Source organism: Enterobacter cloacae complex sp. 277I4, assembly GCF_050031465.1.
GTDB lineage: Bacteria > Pseudomonadota > Gammaproteobacteria > Enterobacterales > Enterobacteriaceae > Enterobacter > Enterobacter cloacae.
Genome location: NZ_JBLGWC010000001.1, coordinates 1,746,240 through 1,764,903, shown reverse-complemented (window position 1 = coordinate 1,764,903; position 18,664 = coordinate 1,746,240). Strand labels below are relative to the sequence as shown.

General features: G+C 54.4%; 11 protein-coding genes. 4 read left to right on the top strand and 7 right to left on the bottom strand.

The genetic code is table 11. The features are described 5' to 3' along the window. Nucleotides 1-46 precede the first annotated feature (46 nt). The gene (gene pepN / locus ACQG19_RS08380) at nt 47-2,659 is read right to left on the bottom strand and encodes an aminopeptidase N (protein WP_246931495.1); all 2,613 of its coding nucleotides are present in this window, start codon (nt 2,657-2,659) and stop codon (nt 47-49) included. Nucleotides 2,660-2,914: 255 nt separating this feature from the next. On the opposite strand from pepN, the gene pncB reads away from it, so the two are divergent. The 4 genes from pncB (at nt 2,915) to ACQG19_RS08360 (ending at nt 8,752) form a co-directional block, all read left to right on the top strand. Then, complete coding sequence (gene pncB / locus ACQG19_RS08375) at nt 2,915-4,117, top strand: nicotinate phosphoribosyltransferase (RefSeq protein WP_246931497.1); 1,203 nt, start codon at nt 2,915-2,917, stop codon at nt 4,115-4,117. A gap of 165 nt (nt 4,118-4,282) precedes the next feature. Then, entirely contained in the window at nt 4,283-5,683 is a 1,401-nt protein-coding gene (gene asnS / locus ACQG19_RS08370; protein WP_029882977.1) for an asparagine--tRNA ligase, read from the top strand. A gap of 605 nt (nt 5,684-6,288) precedes the next feature. After that, a complete protein-coding gene (locus ACQG19_RS08365; protein ID WP_038981303.1) occupies nt 6,289-7,377 on the top strand; it encodes a porin in 1,089 nt (362 codons plus the stop codon). A gap of 184 nt (nt 7,378-7,561) precedes the next feature. Then, nucleotides 7,562-8,752, top strand: coding sequence for an amino acid aminotransferase (locus tag ACQG19_RS08360; RefSeq protein ID WP_029882979.1), 1,191 nt, complete (start codon nt 7,562-7,564; stop codon nt 8,750-8,752). Nucleotides 8,753-8,809: 57 nt separating this feature from the next. Here the strand turns inward: ACQG19_RS08360 and ACQG19_RS08355 are convergent, their stop codons facing one another. The 6 genes from ACQG19_RS08355 to mukF form a co-directional block, all read right to left on the bottom strand. Continuing rightward, nucleotides 8,810-9,457 (bottom strand): MBL fold metallo-hydrolase, encoded by a 648-nt coding sequence (locus tag ACQG19_RS08355; protein WP_013097289.1) that lies wholly within the window; start codon nt 9,455-9,457, stop codon nt 8,810-8,812. 20 nt (nt 9,458-9,477) lie between these two features. Continuing rightward, nucleotides 9,478-10,029, bottom strand: coding sequence for a YcbK family protein (locus ACQG19_RS08350; RefSeq protein ID WP_013097290.1), 552 nt, complete (start codon nt 10,027-10,029; stop codon nt 9,478-9,480). 174 nt (nt 10,030-10,203) lie between these two features. After that, entirely contained in the window at nt 10,204-12,027 is a 1,824-nt protein-coding gene (gene ldtD / locus ACQG19_RS08345; RefSeq protein WP_246931498.1) for a L,D-transpeptidase, read from the bottom strand. A gap of 179 nt (nt 12,028-12,206) precedes the next feature. Beyond that, nucleotides 12,207-16,655: a chromosome partition protein MukB gene (mukB, locus tag ACQG19_RS08340; protein ID WP_058660290.1), complete on the bottom strand. Its 4,449-nt coding sequence runs from the start codon at nt 16,653-16,655 to the stop codon at nt 12,207-12,209. Continuing rightward, nucleotides 16,655-17,359, bottom strand: a complete 705-nt coding sequence (mukE, locus tag ACQG19_RS08335) for a chromosome partition protein MukE (RefSeq protein ID WP_013097294.1) — start codon at nt 17,357-17,359, stop codon at nt 16,655-16,657. The genes mukB and mukE overlap by 1 nt, the downstream gene beginning before the upstream one ends. Continuing rightward, entirely contained in the window at nt 17,340-18,662 is a 1,323-nt protein-coding gene (gene mukF / locus ACQG19_RS08330) for a chromosome partition protein MukF (RefSeq protein WP_013097295.1), read from the bottom strand. Before mukF ends, mukE begins: the two co-directional genes overlap by 20 nt. Nucleotides 18,663-18,664: the final 2 nt, after the last annotated feature.

The following is an 18,664-nucleotide window of genomic DNA, read 5'->3' as shown; positions in this document are numbered from 1 at the left end:
TCACCCGGCCCTCTCCCACGGGGAGAGGGTGGGATTAACGTTTATATTACGCCAGCGCCTTCGAAATCTTCTCGTACAGATCGCCTGAGAGATTTTCCAGCCCTTTAAGCTGCTCAAGCGCGGCACGCATCTTCGCCTGGCGCTGCGCATCGTAGCGTTTCAGGCGGATCAGCGGCTCAATCAGACGTGATGCCACCTGCGGGTTACGGCTGTTCAACTCGGTCAGCATTTCTACCATGAACTGATAACCGCTGCCGTCTTCCGCGTGGAACGCAGCCGGGTTGCTGCTGGCAAACGCGCCAATCAGGGAGCGGACGCGGTTCGGGTTGCTCATGGTAAAGGAGCGATGCTTCAGCAGGCTGCGCACGTTGCTGAGCGCATCGGCTGCCGGACTGGTCGCCTGCAGAATGAACCACTTGTCCATAACCAGGCCATCCTGGTACCACTTGTCGTCATACTCTTGCATCAGCGCATCACGGCACGGTAACTCGGCTGCCACGCTTGCCGCCAGGGCGGCGAGCGCGTCGGTCATATTATCCGCTTCGTGATACTGCTTACTCACCAGCGTGTTCGCCAGGTCTGTTTCACCAAAGGCCAGGTAGCGCAGACAGGTATTGCGCAGGGAACGTTTACCAATGTCGCCATGTTCCACGCGGTACGCATCCAGCTTGTTGGCGTTGTAGATCGCCAGGAACTCATCCGCCAGTTCGGCCGCCAGCGTGCGAGTCAGCGCTTCACGCACAGCCACGATGGCAATAGGATCGATGGTCTCGAACAGCTCAGCGATTTCGGTCGCGGACGGCAACGTCAGGATTTCAGCCGCGAGGGCCGGATCAATCTGTTCATCCAGCAGAACCGCACGGAACGCGTCAGCCACGTGAACCGGCAGCGACAGCGGCTGGCCCTGCTGATGACGATTAACGTTCAGCTTGATGTATGTCGCGAGCAGGCTTTGCGCGGCATCCCAGCGGGAGAAATCGTTGCGCGCGTGACGCATCAGGAACGTCAGCTGTTGATCGCTCCACTTGTACTCCAGCTTCACTGGTGCAGAGAATTCACACAGCAGCGCAGGCACAGGCTGGAAATAGACGTTATCGAAGATAAAGGTCTGCTCTGCCTGGGTCACGTTCAGCACGTGGTGTACCGGATGACCGCCCTTCTGCAGCGGGATCACTTTGCCTTCGTTATCATACAGTTCAATGCTGAACGGAATGTGCAGCGGATATTTTTCTTCCTGCTCAGCCGTTGGCGGCGTGCGTTGGCTGATGGTCAGGGTGTACTGCTCGGTCTCCGGATTGTAATCGTCTTTAACGGTGACAATCGGCGTACCGGCCTGGCTGTACCAGCGGCGGAAGTGAGAGAGATCCACATTCGACGCATCTTCCATTGCCTGCACAAAATCATCGCAGGTGGCGGCGCTGCCGTCGTGACGCTCGAAATAGAGCTGCATCCCTTTCTGGAAGTTCTCCTCGCCCAGCAGGGTGTGGATCATACGGATAATTTCCGCCCCTTTTTCATACACCGTCAGGGTGTAGAAGTTATTCATCTCGATGACTTTGTCCGGACGAATTGGGTGCGCCATCGGACTGGCATCTTCCGCGAACTGCAACCCACGCATGGTGCGCACGTTGTTGATGCGGTTAACCGCCCGCGAGCCCAGATCGGAGCTGAACTCCTGGTCACGGAATACGGTCAGGCCTTCTTTAAGGCTCAGCTGGAACCAGTCGCGGCAGGTGACGCGGTTACCGGTCCAGTTATGGAAATATTCGTGGCCAATAACGCGCTCGATATCGAGGTAGTCTTTATCGGTGGCGGTATCGGTACGGGCCAGCACGTATTTGGAGTTAAAGATGTTGAGACCTTTGTTCTCCATCGCGCCCATGTTGAAGAAGTCGACGGCGACAATCATATAGATGTCGAGATCGTATTCCAGACCAAAACGCTCTTCGTCCCATTTCATGGAGTTGATGAGCGAGGTCATCGCCCATGGCGCGCGATCGAGGTTGCCACGGTCAACGAACAGTTCCAGCGCCACTTCTCGGCCAGAACGGGTTTTGAAGGTGTCACGTAAGACGTCGAAATCACCCGCCACCAGCGCAAACAGGTAGCATGGTTTCGGGAACGGATCCTGCCACTGTACCCAGTGACGGCCGTTTTCCAGCTCACCCTCACCCACGCGGTTACCGTTAGAGAGCAGGAAAGGATAAAGCGTTTTATCCGCGATGATTTTGGTGGTAAAGCGCGCCAGCACGTCCGGACGGTCAAGATACCAGGTGATGTGGCGGAAACCTTCCGCTTCACACTGGGTGCACAGCGCCACGCCAGACTGGTAGAGCCCTTCCAGCGCCGTATTGGCGGCAGGGCTGATTTCATTCACGATGCGCAGCGTAAAGCGTTCCGGCAGGTTATCGATCACCAGCTGGTTGTCTTCTTCTTTATAGTCAGTCCAGGCTGCATCATTAATATGCAGGGAGACCAGCGTCAGGTCTTCACCATCCAGACGCAGCGGCACTGCCGTCGCGCTCTGGCGCGTCACCTGGCTTACCGCCGTCACAACGGTTTTAGTGGCATCCAGGTCAAAAGTCAGATCGATATCGCTAATCAGGTAATCCGGCGCACGATAGTCGTGGCGGTATTTGGCTTGTGGCTGTTGTGTCATAGAAAACCTTATGCATCGTTTGTCGAATAACGATTCCAGTCTATTCCTGTTGTGTAGATCGCGCTATGCAGAATGTTCATCTTTTCAGGTACAAACACCCTTTTTGCTACATTTGTATAACACGGGGCACAAAATGCCCTCGACCATAAAGAGCGCTTATGTTGTGATCGGGGTTCAATAAATCACTAAACAAGGTATACTCCGGAGTTGTTTATTGTACTAAACGCTCCTGTGAGAGGATGCTACTGCGCACCTATGACTCGATTCGCTTCTCCTGTTCTGCATACGTTGCTGGATACCGACGCGTATAAACTGCACATGCAGCAAGCCGTTTTCCACCATTACTATGATGTTGATGTTGCGGCGGAATTCCGCTGTCGTGGCGACGACTTGCTCGGTATCTACGCAGATTCCATTCGTGAACAGGTCGATGCTATGCAGCATCTGACGTTGCAGGACGACGAATACCAGTGGCTTTCCGGCCTGCCTTTCTTTAAAGCGGACTATCTGAACTGGCTGCGCGACTTCCGTTATAAGCCAGAGCAGGTCACCGTCACGAATGATAACGGCAAGCTGGATATTCGCCTTGAAGGCCCATGGCGTGAAGTGATCATGTGGGAAGTTCCGCTGCTGGCCGTGATCAGCGAGCTGGCTCACCGCTACCGTTCGCCGGAAACAGGGGTGACTCAGGCACTGGCCGCGCTGGAAAACAAACTCTCAGGGTTTGCCACCCTGACGGATGGGCTGGATATGTCCCGCTTCCGTCTGATGGACTTTGGCACGCGTCGCCGTTTCTCCCGCGACGTTCAGCAGGCCATTGTTCAGCGTCTGCAGCAAGAGTCGTGGTTCATGGGCACCAGTAATTACGATCTGGCACGTCGTCTGAACCTGACACCCATGGGTACCCAGGCGCATGAATGGTTCCAGGCGCATCAGCAGATCAGTCCAGATCTGGCCAACAGCCAACGCGCCGCACTGGCCGCGTGGCTTGACGAGTATCCGAATCAACTCGGCATCGCCCTGACCGACTGCATCACCATGGATGCGTTCCTGCGTGATTTCGGCCCTGAGTTCGCTGAGCGTTACCAGGGGTTACGTCATGACTCCGGGGATCCGGTTGAATGGGGTGAGAAGGCGATAGCGCATTACGAAAAACTCGGCATCGACCCGATGAGCAAGGTGCTGGTCTTCTCCGACAACCTCGATCTCGCGAAAGCGGTTGAACTCTATCGCCATTTCAGTACCCGAGTGAACCTGAGCTTCGGGATTGGCACCCGTTTAACCTGCGACATCCCTCAGGTAAAACCGCTGAATATCGTGATAAAACTGGTGGAATGTAACGGCAAGCCGGTAGCCAAGCTCTCCGATAGCCCGGGTAAAACCATCTGTCATGATAAAGCGTTTGTCCGCGCGTTACGCAAAGCTTTCGATCTCCCTCAGGTCAAAAAAGCCAGTTAAGCGCTTAAGGGAGCCAAATGGCTCCCTACTTCTTATTTATTTCTTAATTCTTCTCTTTTGACTGCGAAATTTACTTGTCTGATAGCGGATGGCAGGTAACATAGATATCCCCCCATTTGGGTGGACAAGTGTTTATTTTTTCCGACTATTAACAGAGAGAATATTATGAGCGTTGTGCCTGTAGCCGACGTACTCCAGGGCCGTGTCGCCGAAGACCTAGAAGTCACCGTGCGCGGATGGGTGCGTACCCGCCGAGATTCTAAAGCTGGCATCTCCTTCCTTGCCGTCTATGACGGTTCCTGCTTTGATCCTGTACAGGCCGTCATTAATAATTCTCTGCCCAATTACAATGATGACGTTCTGCACCTGACAACCGGTTGTTCCGTAATTGTTACCGGCGTGGTTGTCGCATCACCGGGTCAGGGTCAGAGTTTCGAAATTCAGGCCACTGCCGTTGAAGTGACCGGCTGGGTTGAAGATCCTGATACCTACCCGATGGCCGCAAAACGTCACAGCATCGAATATCTGCGTGAAGTGGCTCACCTGCGTCCACGCACCAACCTGATTGGTGCGGTGGCCCGTGTCCGCCACACGCTGGCGCAGGCACTGCATCGCTTCTTCGATGAGCAGGGTTATTTCTGGGTATCTACCCCGCTGATCACCGCCTCCGATACCGAAGGCGCTGGCGAGATGTTCCGCGTTTCTACGCTGGATCTGGAAAACCTGCCGCGCACGCCGGAAGGTAAAGTGGACTTTGACAAAGACTTCTTTGGTAAAGAAGCCTTCCTGACGGTATCCGGCCAGCTCAACGGCGAAACCTACGCCTGTGCGCTGTCTAAAATCTATACCTTCGGCCCAACCTTCCGAGCGGAAAACTCCAACACCAGCCGCCACCTGGCAGAATTCTGGATGCTGGAGCCTGAAGTGGCTTTCGCAGATCTGAACGATGTCGCTGGCCTGGCGGAAGCCATGCTCAAGTACGTCTTCAAAGCGGTACTGGAAGAACGTGCTGATGATATGAAATTCTTCGCTGAGCGTGTCGATAACGAAGCGATTGCACGTCTGGAGCGCTTTGTTTCCTCCGACTTTGCCCAGGTGGATTACACCGATGCGGTCGCTATTCTCGAGAAATGCGGTGAGAAGTTTGAGAACCCGGTTTACTGGGGCGTGGATCTCTCTTCCGAGCATGAGCGTTACCTGGCTGAGAAGCACTTCAAAGCACCGGTTGTTGTGAAAAACTACCCGAAAGACATTAAGGCGTTCTATATGCGCCTTAACGAAGACGGTAAAACCGTTGCCGCAATGGACGTACTGGCGCCGGGCATTGGTGAAATTATCGGTGGTTCCCAGCGTGAAGAGCGTCTGGACGTGCTGGATGCGCGCATGCAAGAGATGGGGCTCAATCCGGCGGATTACAGCTGGTATCGCGATCTGCGCCGTTACGGTACTGTGCCACACTCAGGCTTTGGTCTGGGCTTCGAACGTCTGATCGCCTACGTCACGGGTGTTCAGAACGTACGTGACGTTATTCCGTTCCCACGTACGCCGCGTAATGCTAGCTTCTAAGTAACCAAAATCATAATGGCCAGCATTTGCTGGCCATTATTTTATTCTGCTCTGTCAATTTTCGTCAGCGTAAAGTAAGCACCTTTCAACTTTGACCCCGTCACAACCACTAGTTGTTACGTTTTGTTTCCACGAAATATCTACGAACAAAAAATAAACCCTATTCTTATTGCGATTATTTAATCCTCAAGCAATAGCACAAATTTCAACCAAAATCACAGCCATCCAGAAGTCCTTTTGGGGTCATAAGAAAAAATGAGTCGTTGAAGGTGCGCGTATACGAATTGCCTTTATCTAAATTAATTATAAGGAATTCATATATATAGGAATCTGCTTGTCGTTTAATTCGCCAGGTCTTTCTGAAATTTGAGGTGGTTCACAAAGTTCCGAAAAATACACATTTAGTTACATATAATTTCTTTTTGTTACTCAATCTTGAAAACTGTAGCACTTTCAGGCTAGCGAAACGGTTCTATGAATGGAAAGATGCCTGACAGATACATAAAGACACCAAACTCTCATCAATAGTTCCGGAAATATTTATTGACGGAATTTATTGGCGGCAGTGGCGAGTGTCATAAAAAAACCAATGAGGGTAATAAATAATGATGAAGCGCAATATTCTGGCAGTGGTAATCCCTGCCCTGCTGGTAGCCGGTGCAGCTAACGCTGCAGAAATCTATAACAAAAACGGCAACAAACTGGATCTGTACGGGAAAGTGGTTGGTGAGCACGATTTCGTGACCTCCGGTGACAACACAGACAGCAGCGATGCGACCTATGCTCAGATCGGTTTCAAAGGCGAAACCCAAATCAACGACCAACTGACCGGTTACGGCCAGTGGGAATACCGTGCTCTGGCAAGCCAGCCAGAAAGCAGCCAGACTCAGCGTACCCGTCTGGCGTTCGCTGGCCTGAAAGCTGGTGATGCAGGTTCCATCGACTACGGCCGTAACTACGGTATCGTTTACGATGTAGAATCTTACACCGATATGGCGCCATCCTACTCAGGTATGACCTGGGCTAACTACTCTGATAACTTCATGACCGGCCGTACCACTGGCGTTCTGACCTATCGTAACTCTGACTTCTTCGGTCTGGTTGATGGTCTGAGCCTGGGCCTGCAGTATCAGGGTAAAAACGATCGTACCGACGTTAGAACCGCTAATGGTGACGGTTTTGGTACCTCTGTTGGTTATGAATTCGGCGAAGGTTTCGGCCTGATCGGCGCATACAGCAACTCTGACCGTACTAACCTGCAGACCGCTGACGGTAAAGGCGAGAAAGCGGAAGCATGGGCTGTTGGTGCTAAGTACGACGCGAACAACATCTACCTGGCAACCACCTACGCTGAAACCCGCAACATGACCCGTGAAGAAGACGGTTCATTCGCAAACAAAACTCAGAACTTCGAAGTTATCGCTCAGTACCAGTTCGACTTCGGTCTGCGTCCATCCGTGTCCTACGTTCAGTCTAAAGGTAAAAACCTGGCTCAGCGCGGCACCTTCGCGGGCGGCGATGCTGACCTGCAGAAATTTGTTGAACTCGGTGCAACTTACTACTTCAACAAAAACTTCAACATCTATGTTGACTACCAGCTGAATCTGATCGACGACACCGACTACTCTCGTAGCGTGGGTATCGTGAACGGTAAAGACGACCAGGTTGCAATGGCTGTAACTTACCAGTTCTAATCAGTACACCACTTTGTTATATGCTTAATGAACAGGGCTTCGGCCCTGTTTTTTTATGCCTGACAGAAAATAATGGCGACTTTTGAAAAGCCGCACGCTTTTCGTCGCAAACGGTTGGCATTTTGTAAATCTACCGTTAACCTGATAGCGGATTTCACTTCTGTAATCACAATGGAACTTCGTCATGTTTGAGAACATTACCGCCGCTCCTGCCGACCCTATTCTGGGCCTGGCCGATCTGTTTCGTGCCGACGACCGCCCTGGCAAAATCAACCTGGGTATTGGTGTATATAAAGATGAAACCGGCAAAACCCCGGTACTGACCAGCGTAAAAAAAGCTGAGCAGTATCTGCTGGAAAATGAAACCACCAAGAACTACCTCGGTATTGATGGTATCCCTGAGTTTGGTCGTTGCACGCAGGAGCTGCTGTTCGGTAAAGGTAGTACAATTGTGAGCGACAAACGCGCGCGCACAGCACAAACGCCTGGCGGTACCGGCGCACTGCGCGTGGCGGCGGATTTCCTTGCAAAAAATACCGCTGTTAAGCGCGTATGGGTAAGCAACCCAAGTTGGCCGAACCATAAGAGCGTCTTTAACTCTGCGGGTCTGGAAGTGCGCGAATATGCCTACTACGACGCCGCAAATCACGCTCTGGACTTCGACGGTCTGCTGGCGAGCCTGAGTGAAGCCCAGGCGGGCGACGTGGTACTGTTCCACGGCTGCTGCCACAACCCAACCGGCATTGATCCGACGCTTGAACAGTGGGAACAGCTGGCGAAACTGTCTGTCGAAAAAGGCTGGCTGCCGCTGTTTGACTTCGCTTACCAGGGCTTCGCCCGTGGTCTGGAAGAAGATGCTGAAGGTCTGCGCGCTTTCGCAGCCGTCCATCAGGAGCTGATCGTTGCTAGCTCCTACTCCAAGAACTTTGGCCTGTACAATGAGCGTGTTGGTGCCTGCACGCTGGTCGCAGCAAACGAAGAGACTGCCGATCGTGCGTTCAGCCAGATGAAATCAGTTATCCGCGCTAACTACTCTAACCCACCAGCACACGGTGCCTCTGTCGTTGCCACCATCCTGAGCAACGATGCGCTCCGCGCGATTTGGGAACAAGAGCTCAACGATATGCGTCAGCGTATTCAGCGCATGCGCCTGCTGTTTGTGAACACCCTGGCAGAGAAAGGTGCAGACCGTGATTTCAGCTTTATTACTAAGCAGAACGGTATGTTCTCTTTCAGTGGCCTGACCAAAGAACAGGTTCTGCGTCTGCGTGAAGAGTTTGGCGTGTACGCCGTGGCCTCTGGCCGCGTGAACGTTGCAGGTATGACCCCTGACAACATGGCGCCACTGTGCGAAGCGATTGTCGCCGTACTGTAATGTAATTAGCGCCCACAAAAAAGCCTGCACAATGCAGGCTTTTTTTATTATCCGGATTTACCAGACAGGCATTTCATCCTGAAGGAAGGGGTTATGCACCCGCTCGTAGCCCAGCGTCGACATCGGGCCGTGTCCAGGGATAAACGTCACGTCATCACCCAGTGGCAATAACTTCTGTTTAATCGACTGGATCAGCTGTCCGTGGTCGCCACGCGGAAAATCGCTGCGCCCTACGCCACCTTTGAAAATCACATCTCCGGAAATCAGCAGACGGGACTGGTCATCAAAGAAGACAATATGGCCTGGCGTATGCCCAGGACAATGCAACACCTGTAAAGTCACATTCCCTACGTTCACACGCTCTCCTTCGTTTAACCAGCGATCGGGCGTCAATGGCTGACACTCATCGAGGCCAAACATGCGGCTTTGGGCTGGCAAACCCTGCAGCCAGAACTCATCTTCTTTTTCCGGACCGATCACCGGCACTCCATAGTGCTGTGCCAGCTCCGCCGCTGCGCCGACATGGTCAAGGTGACCATGCGTCAGTAAAATCTGCATCAGCGTCACACCGCTTTCTGCAACTTCCTGTTTGATCTTCTCAGCGTCACCGCCGGGATCGACAAGCGCGGCCAGTTTGGTTTGCTCACACCAGATCAATGAACAATTCTGGGAGAACGCCGTAACCGGAATAATACGATAGTTCATACTGCTCCTGTGTTTCGTTATTACCAGTGCCGAACTGGACCGGTATCAATATGCACAAAGTTACTACTTGGGTAATATCCTACACCACCTGCGCGCATAGATAACGCAGCTTTGCGAATATTGGCTAACGAAACGCCTTCAATATGGAAATCCATTGCCTGTCCCCTGGTGTGATAGCTTTTTTTCGCTACCCCACGGCTGCGGGCGCGCAATTCATTATTGGTATCAATGGAACGATAACCCGAAATGAGTTGCACCGGCTTGCTGGTACCCAGCAGGCCCTGAAGGCGGAACAACTGGTCAAATAATCCTGGGTCGATGGCTTTTACTTTATTCGCGCGGAAATCACGGAAAAAATGGTTAAGTCTTGCTAATTCATCCTGAATATAGCCTCTGCCATCGAAGAATTCCGCTTTTAGCGACTCACCAGTATGCAGATTGTTGAGCGTTAAAATACGCGGACGAGGTGTCGAGAGGGTGGCAAATGCTGGCGTCGGCAGGATGGCCGCTGCGCCGAGCGCAACGCCACCTAACGCCAGCAGTTTGCGGCGATTAGCGTCAAATTTGTCCATGATAATCAGGTCTACAGGTCAAAGAAATCGTAATATGCTTAGCGCACGAAGGGCACCTTAACTGGCAAAGCCGACGACGTCAAGGCACCCAACCCCAGCAAACACGCGGCTTCCAGCCATATCGCCACGTATTTGCCCTAACTTACGACAACCTATTTTCCCGAACTGCTTCATTTACCTGATTAATTGTTCAGCTTTTGGCAAAATTTGTGCGCCGGATCGCGCCGTGAGATCATAATTGTAAATATCTGTACGATACTGGGTACGTCCATCTTCGCCAACAAACGCCGTCAGATAGTAAAGATTGACCGGTATATTGTGTCGAATGTTAACGTAACGGGTGTCCCCCTGCTTGAGGGCATCGGAAATCCGCGTGTCGTTCCAGCCCGCATCCTGCAACAGCATATTCGCCAGTTCCGATGCCTTATTCACACGAACGCAGCCTGAGCTGAGCGCACGGGCATCTTTCTGGAACAGGTTATGGTTCGGCGTATCATGCAGATAGATAGCGTCCGAACTTGGCATGTTGAATTTATAGCGCCCCAGCGAGTTATGCGCACCCGGTGCCTGCTGGAAACGGAATGGCAGGTTCGACGGCGTAATTGTTGACCAGTCAACCATCCACGGATCGATCGTCTCTTTGCTGTTCCAGCCGCGGATCACCGTATAGTTATGACGCTCCAGATAGCCAGGATCGTTCCAGACCTTAGGCAGAATATCCTTGCGCGCCAGCGTCGGTGGCACGTTCCACGGCGGGTTTACCACCACGTTATTCAGGGCACTGCTCATCATCGGCGTTTTACGGTCAGGACGTCCGACAATCACACGCGACGCCAGCACCTCGCTACCGTTCTGATAATAAACCAGCGAATACGCTGGAATATTCACCATAATCCCGGTCGACAGTGTTCCCGGCAGCAGACGTAAACGCTGGATATTCAGCGCCAGCACCCCAGCACGCTGGGCAGGCGAGACGTTCAGCCAGTCGCGGGTGGATGGACCGATCACCCCGTCTGCGCCCAGCCCCTGCGCGGCCTGGAACTGCTTAACCGCCGCGACCAGTTCGCGATCGTAGGCGGCGGGTTTGTTGCTCTGTGCAACGGCCTTTTTCTCTTTTACCGGGGCCGACGGGCTGACGACCGCGCTTTGCGTATCGTCGCCAGGCAGCGCAATCTTAGGACCGCTTTCGAGAATGCCGGAGCGTTTCATAATTTCGCGGATCGCCGGGACATCGCTGCTCCACTGTCCCGGACGAAGCGTGGTTGTGCCACGCACCTGAGGCCACGGGCGGGAATCCGCAACCAGCTCAAGCAGCGACTGATGCATGGTGGCATACTGCGGATGGGCCGGCGCCAGGCTTGCGATAAAGCGCGGCAGGTCACCGTTGTCCAGCGCCAGTTGCCACTGGTTAATGACCGACAGCGCAGGCGTCGCCAGCTTGTATGTTTTTTGACTGTATAACCAGCGGTTGCCATTGACCGGAATGCCCGCCACGAACTGGAGGTAGCCCATCATGGCATCAGACAGCACCACATCACGCGCCTGACCGGTAACGGCTGGATCGGTGAGGAGCTCAACCCAAGTGGTGAATTGCGGCTGAAAACCTGCAATGGCGACTTCCGCCAGCTGCTGCTGGAAAGCGCGCACGGCGTCCCGGTTTTCCCACATCGGCTTCATATCACGCGCGGCATAAAGCAGCGTAAGCTGGTTAATGTAGGCAGGCGTGTATCCTGCTGGAAGCCCGGTTAGAAGCTGCTGGCGGAGCGCGCCGGTGTCGATACCTTCGGGTAGCGGTCTGATACCCGCTAAAATGGCCGTTGCCGGAGATTGATCCAGCGGTTGTGACAGCGACGTCGGCTGCGCCCCCATCGTCGCGGAACTGTCTGACGGTACAACTTCAGGCTCATCGGCCTGAGCGCTTAACAGTGGAGCAAACATCACCGCCAGACACAAACTCAACGCTGACAGCTGATGACCACGATTTTTCTTTAGCAACATCCCTTGCCCCCTGTTTTCTCACGACATGCCCATCACACTGGGGCTTTTATTCATTATAGGAAGGCACAAACGCAGTTGCCTTACCTTATGTAAAGAAGTTTAAAGATAACGCAGCCGTAAGCATAAGTTAAGCGTAAAAAAAAGCGGCGCTAATGCGCCGCGCTTTGTAACAACACGCCTCAGGAGGCGTCTGCCGTGCCCGGTAAGGACTCCGGCGGCTGCGGAGCAAAGCCACGCAGGCCTACAACATGAACGTGCTCGCTGTTCTGGAACACTTTACGCACCAGTTTATAGGTTGTGCCTTTTTCCGGACTAATATTTTCCGGTGCCGCAATGATGAGCTGCATATCCAGACGTTCGCAGAGCTCAAACAGCGTGGCGATGGAGCGGGCATCCAGACGCGCTGCCTCATCAAGGAACAGCAGACGGCATGGGGAAATATCTTTGCCGCGCAGACGACGCGCTTCATCTTCCCAGCTCTGCACCACCATCACCAGAATCGACATCCCGGTACCGATAGCTTCACCGGTCGACAGTGCCCCGGATTCCGCACGCAGCCAGCCATCTGAACCACGGTTAACCTCAACTTCCATCTCCAGGTAGTTACGGTAATCCAGCAGCTCTTCACCGATGGTTTGCGGCGTACGTTGCCCCATATCAATCTGCGGATTCAGACGCTGATACAGCTTCGCCAGCGCTTCAGAGAAGGTCAGACGGTTGCTGTTAAACAGATCCTGATGCTGTTCATGCTGCTCAGAGAGCACATCCAGCAGCGTAGAGTGCGCTTCACGGACGTTTACATTCAGACGTACGCTGTTCACCTGACCAAACGATACGCTCTGCAGACCCTGGTTCAGCTGGCGAATACGGTTCTGCTCGCGCTGAATGGTCTTGCGGATGATGTTCGCCACGCTACGGGAGCTGATAGCCAGCTTCTGTTCACGGGAGGTCAGTTCTTCCGTCAGGCGCCCCAGTTCAATTTCCATCTGTTCAATGGCTTCGACCGGATCGTCGGTACGGATGATGTCCTGACGAATACGCTCACGCAGATGCTGGTATACCGCAACGAAGAACTGAATTTTACGCTCAGGACGCTTCGGATCTTCAGACATACGCAGCACATCGCGCAGATGTTCGTTATCTGCCACCGCCAGACGCAGCGCACCCAACGCCTTATCCGACATAGATCGCAGTTCATCCGCAGAGAGGTACGCCAGTTCACGACGATGCAGACGGCGTTCAACATTATTGTCTTTCACCATGCGCATCACCGCGCACCAGCCAGCCTTCGCAGATACCACCTGCTCGCGCATTTCGTGATAGTCGCGCTCAAGCTTGCGCAGGCGGCGAGTCAGGTTATCCATCTCCGCTTCACAGAAGGTCAGCGCTTTTTCCAGCTGATTACGACGCGCGCGGTTATTGCTCAGCTGGGCATGCAGCTCATCACGACGAACACGCGCCCGCTCTTCTGCCCCGCTGTCGGCACGGACGCCGATATCCTGCAGCTCTTTTTGCAGATCGTTTAACAGCTCTTTCTTGGTATCAAAGGAGCTTTTTAGCGAGGCCAGAACCTGGTTGTACTGGTTCAACTGGGCCGCGTGGCTACGCATCGCTTCACGGGCACGCGTACGTTCCGCTTCAGCCTGCTCAAGGCGCTGGCGTAATTTCTCGTTCAGATCGCTGTTACCGCTCAGCATTTCCGCCGAGTCAGAGTAGCCGAAGTGAGCGCGACGCTGCACCACTTCCGTCAGGGCAAACGCCTGCTGGCGTGCTTCACGCTGCACCTGCTGGGACCAGGCATAATCTTCTTTTAGCTGCTCAAACTGCTCTGGATCGCTTTGAAGCACCGAAACGACCGGCTCCAGCTTCGCCAGCTGATTACCGTGTTGCTGAACGAAGCGTGCGGCTTCCTGCGCTTCATCCAGACGTTCCTGGATTTCATCCACACGGTCAGCCAGCGTATCGTCCGCCAGCAGATTCAGACGCGGCAGAATGCGGTTAAGGGCAGCAACGCCCTCTTTCGCCTGTTCAAACTGAACGCGGCTCTGCTGGTTGTCATTTTCATGGCTGGCAATTGCGCGCTCAAGCTCGCCACGGCGGGTGTTGAGCTTGCGAATTTCCGCTTCCGGGTCAGCCTCAAAGGCCACTCCCAGATGGCTACCGATAAAGCGGCTAAATGCCTGATGCAGGCGCTGGGTTTTCTGCACGTCAAACGACAACGTCGCAAAACGTTCAGACAGTGTTTCACGCTCAGCGTGCAGGCTCTCAATACGACTTTCACGCGCGGCGCGGCCAAACAGAGGAAGTTCCGGGAAGCGCGAGTAACGCCACTGACGGTCAGCGATTTTCACCACTACCGCTTTTTCCAGCTCGTCAACGCTGAACACGCTGTCATCGAACGACTGCGGATCCCCTTCGATCAAATAGAGATCTTCCGGGCAATCTTCCAGCCCTTCGAGCTGTTCGGCAATCAGAGACAGATCCGGCACCACAATCGCGTTACGCGACGGGCCATACAGCGCGGAGAAGTACGGCGCATCGTCCAGACCCACGTCATCATAAATTTCTGACAGCAGTACGCCACCGAAACGCTCCGCCAGCGTATTCAGGCGTGCATCTTCCGCACCGCCCGGCTGGCTTAAGCGTTCAATCTCTTCGTCAACCTCGCGCTTGCGCGCGCCAACTTCATCACGCTCAACAATCGCCTCGCGCTCGCGCTCAAGCAGCTGTTGCAGATATTCGGTCACTTCCTGGCTGGATTCGAACGTTTCACCGCACTGTTCGCTGAGCTGGTTCAGGCTGCTTTGCGCCGCCAGCCAGACGGGTGCGCGTTGCAACAGCGTCTGCGAGCGGGACTGAAGCTGCTCCAGCTCCTGACGCAGCGTCATCCGCTGTTCGCTGGCGCTGGATACTGTATCGGAAAGGGCGGCGATACGGGCTTCAAGCTCCTGGTGCAGAGCCTCAAGATCGTCAATATCGTAATGTTTACCCTGACGCTTACAGAACTCGGCCAGCAGACGCTCGGCCTCCTGCTGCTCGCGCAGACGCTGTTCCAGCTCGTTCAGACGCATACGCAGCGGTTGCACCTGTTCGGCCAGATGACGCTGGTTGACGCCGTCGCGCAGCAACTCGCGGGCTACGTCCCACGCTTCGTTTCGCGCCAGCGGGCCGTTAATCGCCACCACCAGCTGATAAGCTTGTTCAAACTGGCTGTGCGCGGTCTGCGCGACGCTCATTTTCTGTTCCAGGGAGAGCAGTTTTTCCGTGGCTTCCTGCTCTTTCGCCTGGAAGGTGTCCAGCCATTCATCGGCGCTGTCCGGCGTCAGGTCAGGCAGATGGCATAGCTCTTTCGCACGCTGCAATGCCTGCAGGGCCTGGTTGTACTGAATTGCACGCGTCTGCTGTACGTCCAGCGCCTGCTGGTAATCGGCGAGCTGGCTTTTCAGCTCATCCACTTCCAGTTCGGCGGCTTCGGCACGCGCTTCGTTCTCTTCCTGCATGTCGGCGGCTTCGGCCACCACTTCGTTTTGCTCTTCGAGACGAATTTGCAGTTCATCGAGATCGGCTTCGTAGCGCTCGATTTTTTCCTGCTGGCGCAGCGCGGTCTGAACCAGGTTCAGGTGATCGCTGGCGGCCTGATAATCGGCTTCCAGATCGCCCTCAGCCCCGTTGTGTTCGCCCAGTTCACGGGCCATTTCAACGTGCTTATACTGCTCAGCCACCAGCTGTTTACGGGAGGTGAACAGCTCGCGGCGGTACTCTAATGCCTGATCGAGATGCACGCGGCGCTCGTTGGCGTGACGCATATAATCCGCCGCCACATAGTTGGTGGCTTCACTGATCAGGTGTTTAAACAGATCGCGGTCAGACTGGGTAACGCGAATCGCTTCCAGCGTCATGCGGTTTTCACGCAGCGCGGCTTCCATGTCCTGGAAGGCCTTACGCACGCCGCTGTTTTCCGGCAACAGGTAGTCGCGCAGGGAGCGGGTAATGGCGCTGGAGATCCCGCCGTACAGGGAGGCTTCAATCAGACGGTAATATTTGCTGCGGTCGGATGCGGTACGCAGACGACGCGCCACCACGCCCAGATCGAACATCAGGGAGTGGTAATCGGTAATCGAGTTGAACTGCTTGAACTGCACGCCTTCGATAGCTTCGAGCTTGTCTTTCAGCTCCTGCAGCGTCAGTACGCGCGCCTGGCGCTCATTGAGCGCTTCCGTCAGCAGCGCCGTTGGCTGCATTGAGGTTGGCAGCCCCTGAATCGCGAACGGTTTGATATCCACTTTTCGATCGCGACCGGCGACCTGCTGCAGACGCACGCCCACCACCACACGCTGGTGACGGGAGTTGATCACATCCAGCACCGAATAACAGACGCCAGCTTTGAGCTTACCGTGCAGGCCTTTATCACGAGAGCCGCTTGTCGCCCCCGCTTCGGTGGTGTTACGGAAGTGCAGCAGCGTCAAATCAGGGATCAGCGCCGTCACAAAGGCCGCCATGGTGGTGGATTTACCCGCACCGTTACCGCCGGAGAGCGTTGTCACCAGCTCATCGAGATCAAAGGTTCGGGCAAAGAAACCGTTCCAGTTAATCAGCGTTAGTGAGCGAAATTTACCGCGTTCAATCATTACTCTTCCTCCCCGCTATCCGGCTGATTGTCTTCAGGCTCGTCATTGAGCTGCAAATGGTTTTCCACCGGCATCGCCTCACCGTCGCGGATCATGCGAAGCTGCGCTTCACGCGCGTCGTCGCCCGCACGCACGTCGGCACCGAAGCGGAAAACAGATTCCGTAATGCGGAATTTGCTGCTGTCGTGGCCCATAAACCAGACCATCCCCAGACGACGCAGACGGTTCAGAGAAGAGCGAACTTTTTCCTGCAATTTCTGACGATCGAGATCCGACCCCGTTGAACGGTTGTTCACAAGCTTCAGCAGCTTGCTTTCGTCTGCCAGCGTCAACAGCTCATCGTAAAGCTCCTGCTGGGTGAAGATCCCTTCATTTGCCAGACGTTCCGGGCTGAGGTAGAGGTAGCACAGAATTTTGCCGACCATCATATCCAGCTCGGAGAGCACGGAGCGCGGAATAAGCGTGGTGGAGCGCGGACGCAGGTAGAAGAAACCTTCCGGCGCGCGGATAAGCTCAACGTTATAGCGTGCGTAAAACTCTTCCAGATACTCCTGGAAGTCCATCAAAAAGGCGTGATTATCCAGCTCGTCGAGGCCAATATGACGACCGGCACGCAGCTGGCTGTCCAGCGCCGGAAATAACGGATTCGCCAGCGCCTGTGCCAGCTTTAATGGCATCACTTGTTCAATATTTGTCAATGACATGCGCCTGTACCTTGGCTCCGTAATCGTTAATCGGCTGCCACTTCGGCGGCAGTCCGGTGAAATCTGCTTGCGCGATACCCAGGCGAACCGCCTGATCTACCACAATGCGGGCAACGTCGAAGTGGCGCGCGCGAGGATATTGCGCCAGATAGTCGCGCACCACGAGACCAAGATCCAGCGGTACCTGTCTGGTTTTGTAGACAGCGAGCTGTTCTTCGATCATGGCCGCAAGCTGCTCACGAATTTCGTTGAATTCTTCGTATTCCAGATCCGGCGGCAGCTCACCGGTTACCTCTTCATCACGCAACGCCATCTCTTCGTCACGCATATCGAGCAGACGATCGGCATTGGCGTAGGTTAGCGCCCACGGCGCATCGAAGTAGGTTTGAACAGACTGACGCAGACGCTGAGCAAAGACGCGGTTTTTATCCATATCGATGGCGGTACGGATAAATTTATGTACGTGACGATCGTAACCGATCCACAGGTCAATCGATTGCTGGCCCCAGCTAATGATGCGATCGAGCTTGCTCTGCAAATCAAAGACCAGACGGTCGATAAAATGCAGATCGTCATGTGCCATGGTCGCATCCTGAATGCGCAGCAGGTTGGCCTGGAGCTTATCGCCTGCGGCTTCCAGCGTATCCTGCAGTTCACGCAGCGTGCCGGAGGTTTCCGACAGCAGCAACTCACAGCTGGAGATGGCCGCACGCCAGTCTTTATTCAGCAATTGCGCGATATCATCTTTCACCTGCTGCTGCTGTTCGTCCATCAGACGCTGGGTCAGATCGATACTGTCAAAAATCTCCGCTACCGAATATTTCAGCGGCGCGTAGACGTTACGGTGCCAGTGGAATTCATCACCGTTTTCATCCGCAGCATCGGCTGCACGCTTGAGTTCACCCGCCACAATGGAGAGCTGCATGGAAAGACGCAGCGTGGAAAACTCACGCTGGCGGATGTAGTAATCGGTAATGCCGATGCCCAGTGGCGTCAGTCGATAAATGGCGTTACCTTCCGCCTGCTCGCTGGTAAAGCGGTTCAGCAGACGTTGACGCACCATATCGTTGATTGCGTTGTTGGCACGCACGCTAATGGTTTCGCTGGTTTGCTCAAACGCATCACTCACATGGCGGAACGCATCCACCAGTTCACCCTCGCTCATTTCGCCATCGAGCCGTTCGCCGTTCAGCGTGGCAACCGCCAGCAGGAAAGAGAGTCTGTCTACCGGCAGCGAGATGGAGAAATCATTTTTCCTGGCCCAGGCAACCAGTTCGGGGACTGTCTGGGAAAATTCACTCATAG

What these genes read in the sequence shown, in the direction of transcription:
- pepN (WP_246931495.1), bottom strand. Translation starts at nt 2,659, where the DNA reads ATGACACAACAGCCACAAGCCAAATACCGCCACGACTATCGTGCGCCG.
- pncB (WP_246931497.1), top strand. Translation starts at nt 2,915, where the DNA reads ATGACTCGATTCGCTTCTCCTGTTCTGCATACGTTGCTGGATACCGAC.
- asnS (WP_029882977.1), top strand. Translation starts at nt 4,283, where the DNA reads ATGAGCGTTGTGCCTGTAGCCGACGTACTCCAGGGCCGTGTCGCCGAA.
- ACQG19_RS08365 (WP_038981303.1), top strand. Translation starts at nt 6,289, where the DNA reads ATGATGAAGCGCAATATTCTGGCAGTGGTAATCCCTGCCCTGCTGGTA.
- ACQG19_RS08360 (WP_029882979.1), top strand. Translation starts at nt 7,562, where the DNA reads ATGTTTGAGAACATTACCGCCGCTCCTGCCGACCCTATTCTGGGCCTG.
- ACQG19_RS08355 (WP_013097289.1), bottom strand. Translation starts at nt 9,457, where the DNA reads ATGAACTATCGTATTATTCCGGTTACGGCGTTCTCCCAGAATTGTTCA.
- ACQG19_RS08350 (WP_013097290.1), bottom strand. Translation starts at nt 10,029, where the DNA reads ATGGACAAATTTGACGCTAATCGCCGCAAACTGCTGGCGTTAGGTGGC.
- ldtD (WP_246931498.1), bottom strand. Translation starts at nt 12,027, where the DNA reads ATGTTGCTAAAGAAAAATCGTGGTCATCAGCTGTCAGCGTTGAGTTTG.
- mukB (WP_058660290.1), bottom strand. Translation starts at nt 16,655, where the DNA reads ATGATTGAACGCGGTAAATTTCGCTCACTAACGCTGATTAACTGGAAC.
- mukE (WP_013097294.1), bottom strand. Translation starts at nt 17,359, where the DNA reads ATGTCATTGACAAATATTGAACAAGTGATGCCATTAAAGCTGGCACAG.
- mukF (WP_013097295.1), bottom strand. Translation starts at nt 18,662, where the DNA reads ATGAGTGAATTTTCCCAGACAGTCCCCGAACTGGTTGCCTGGGCCAGG.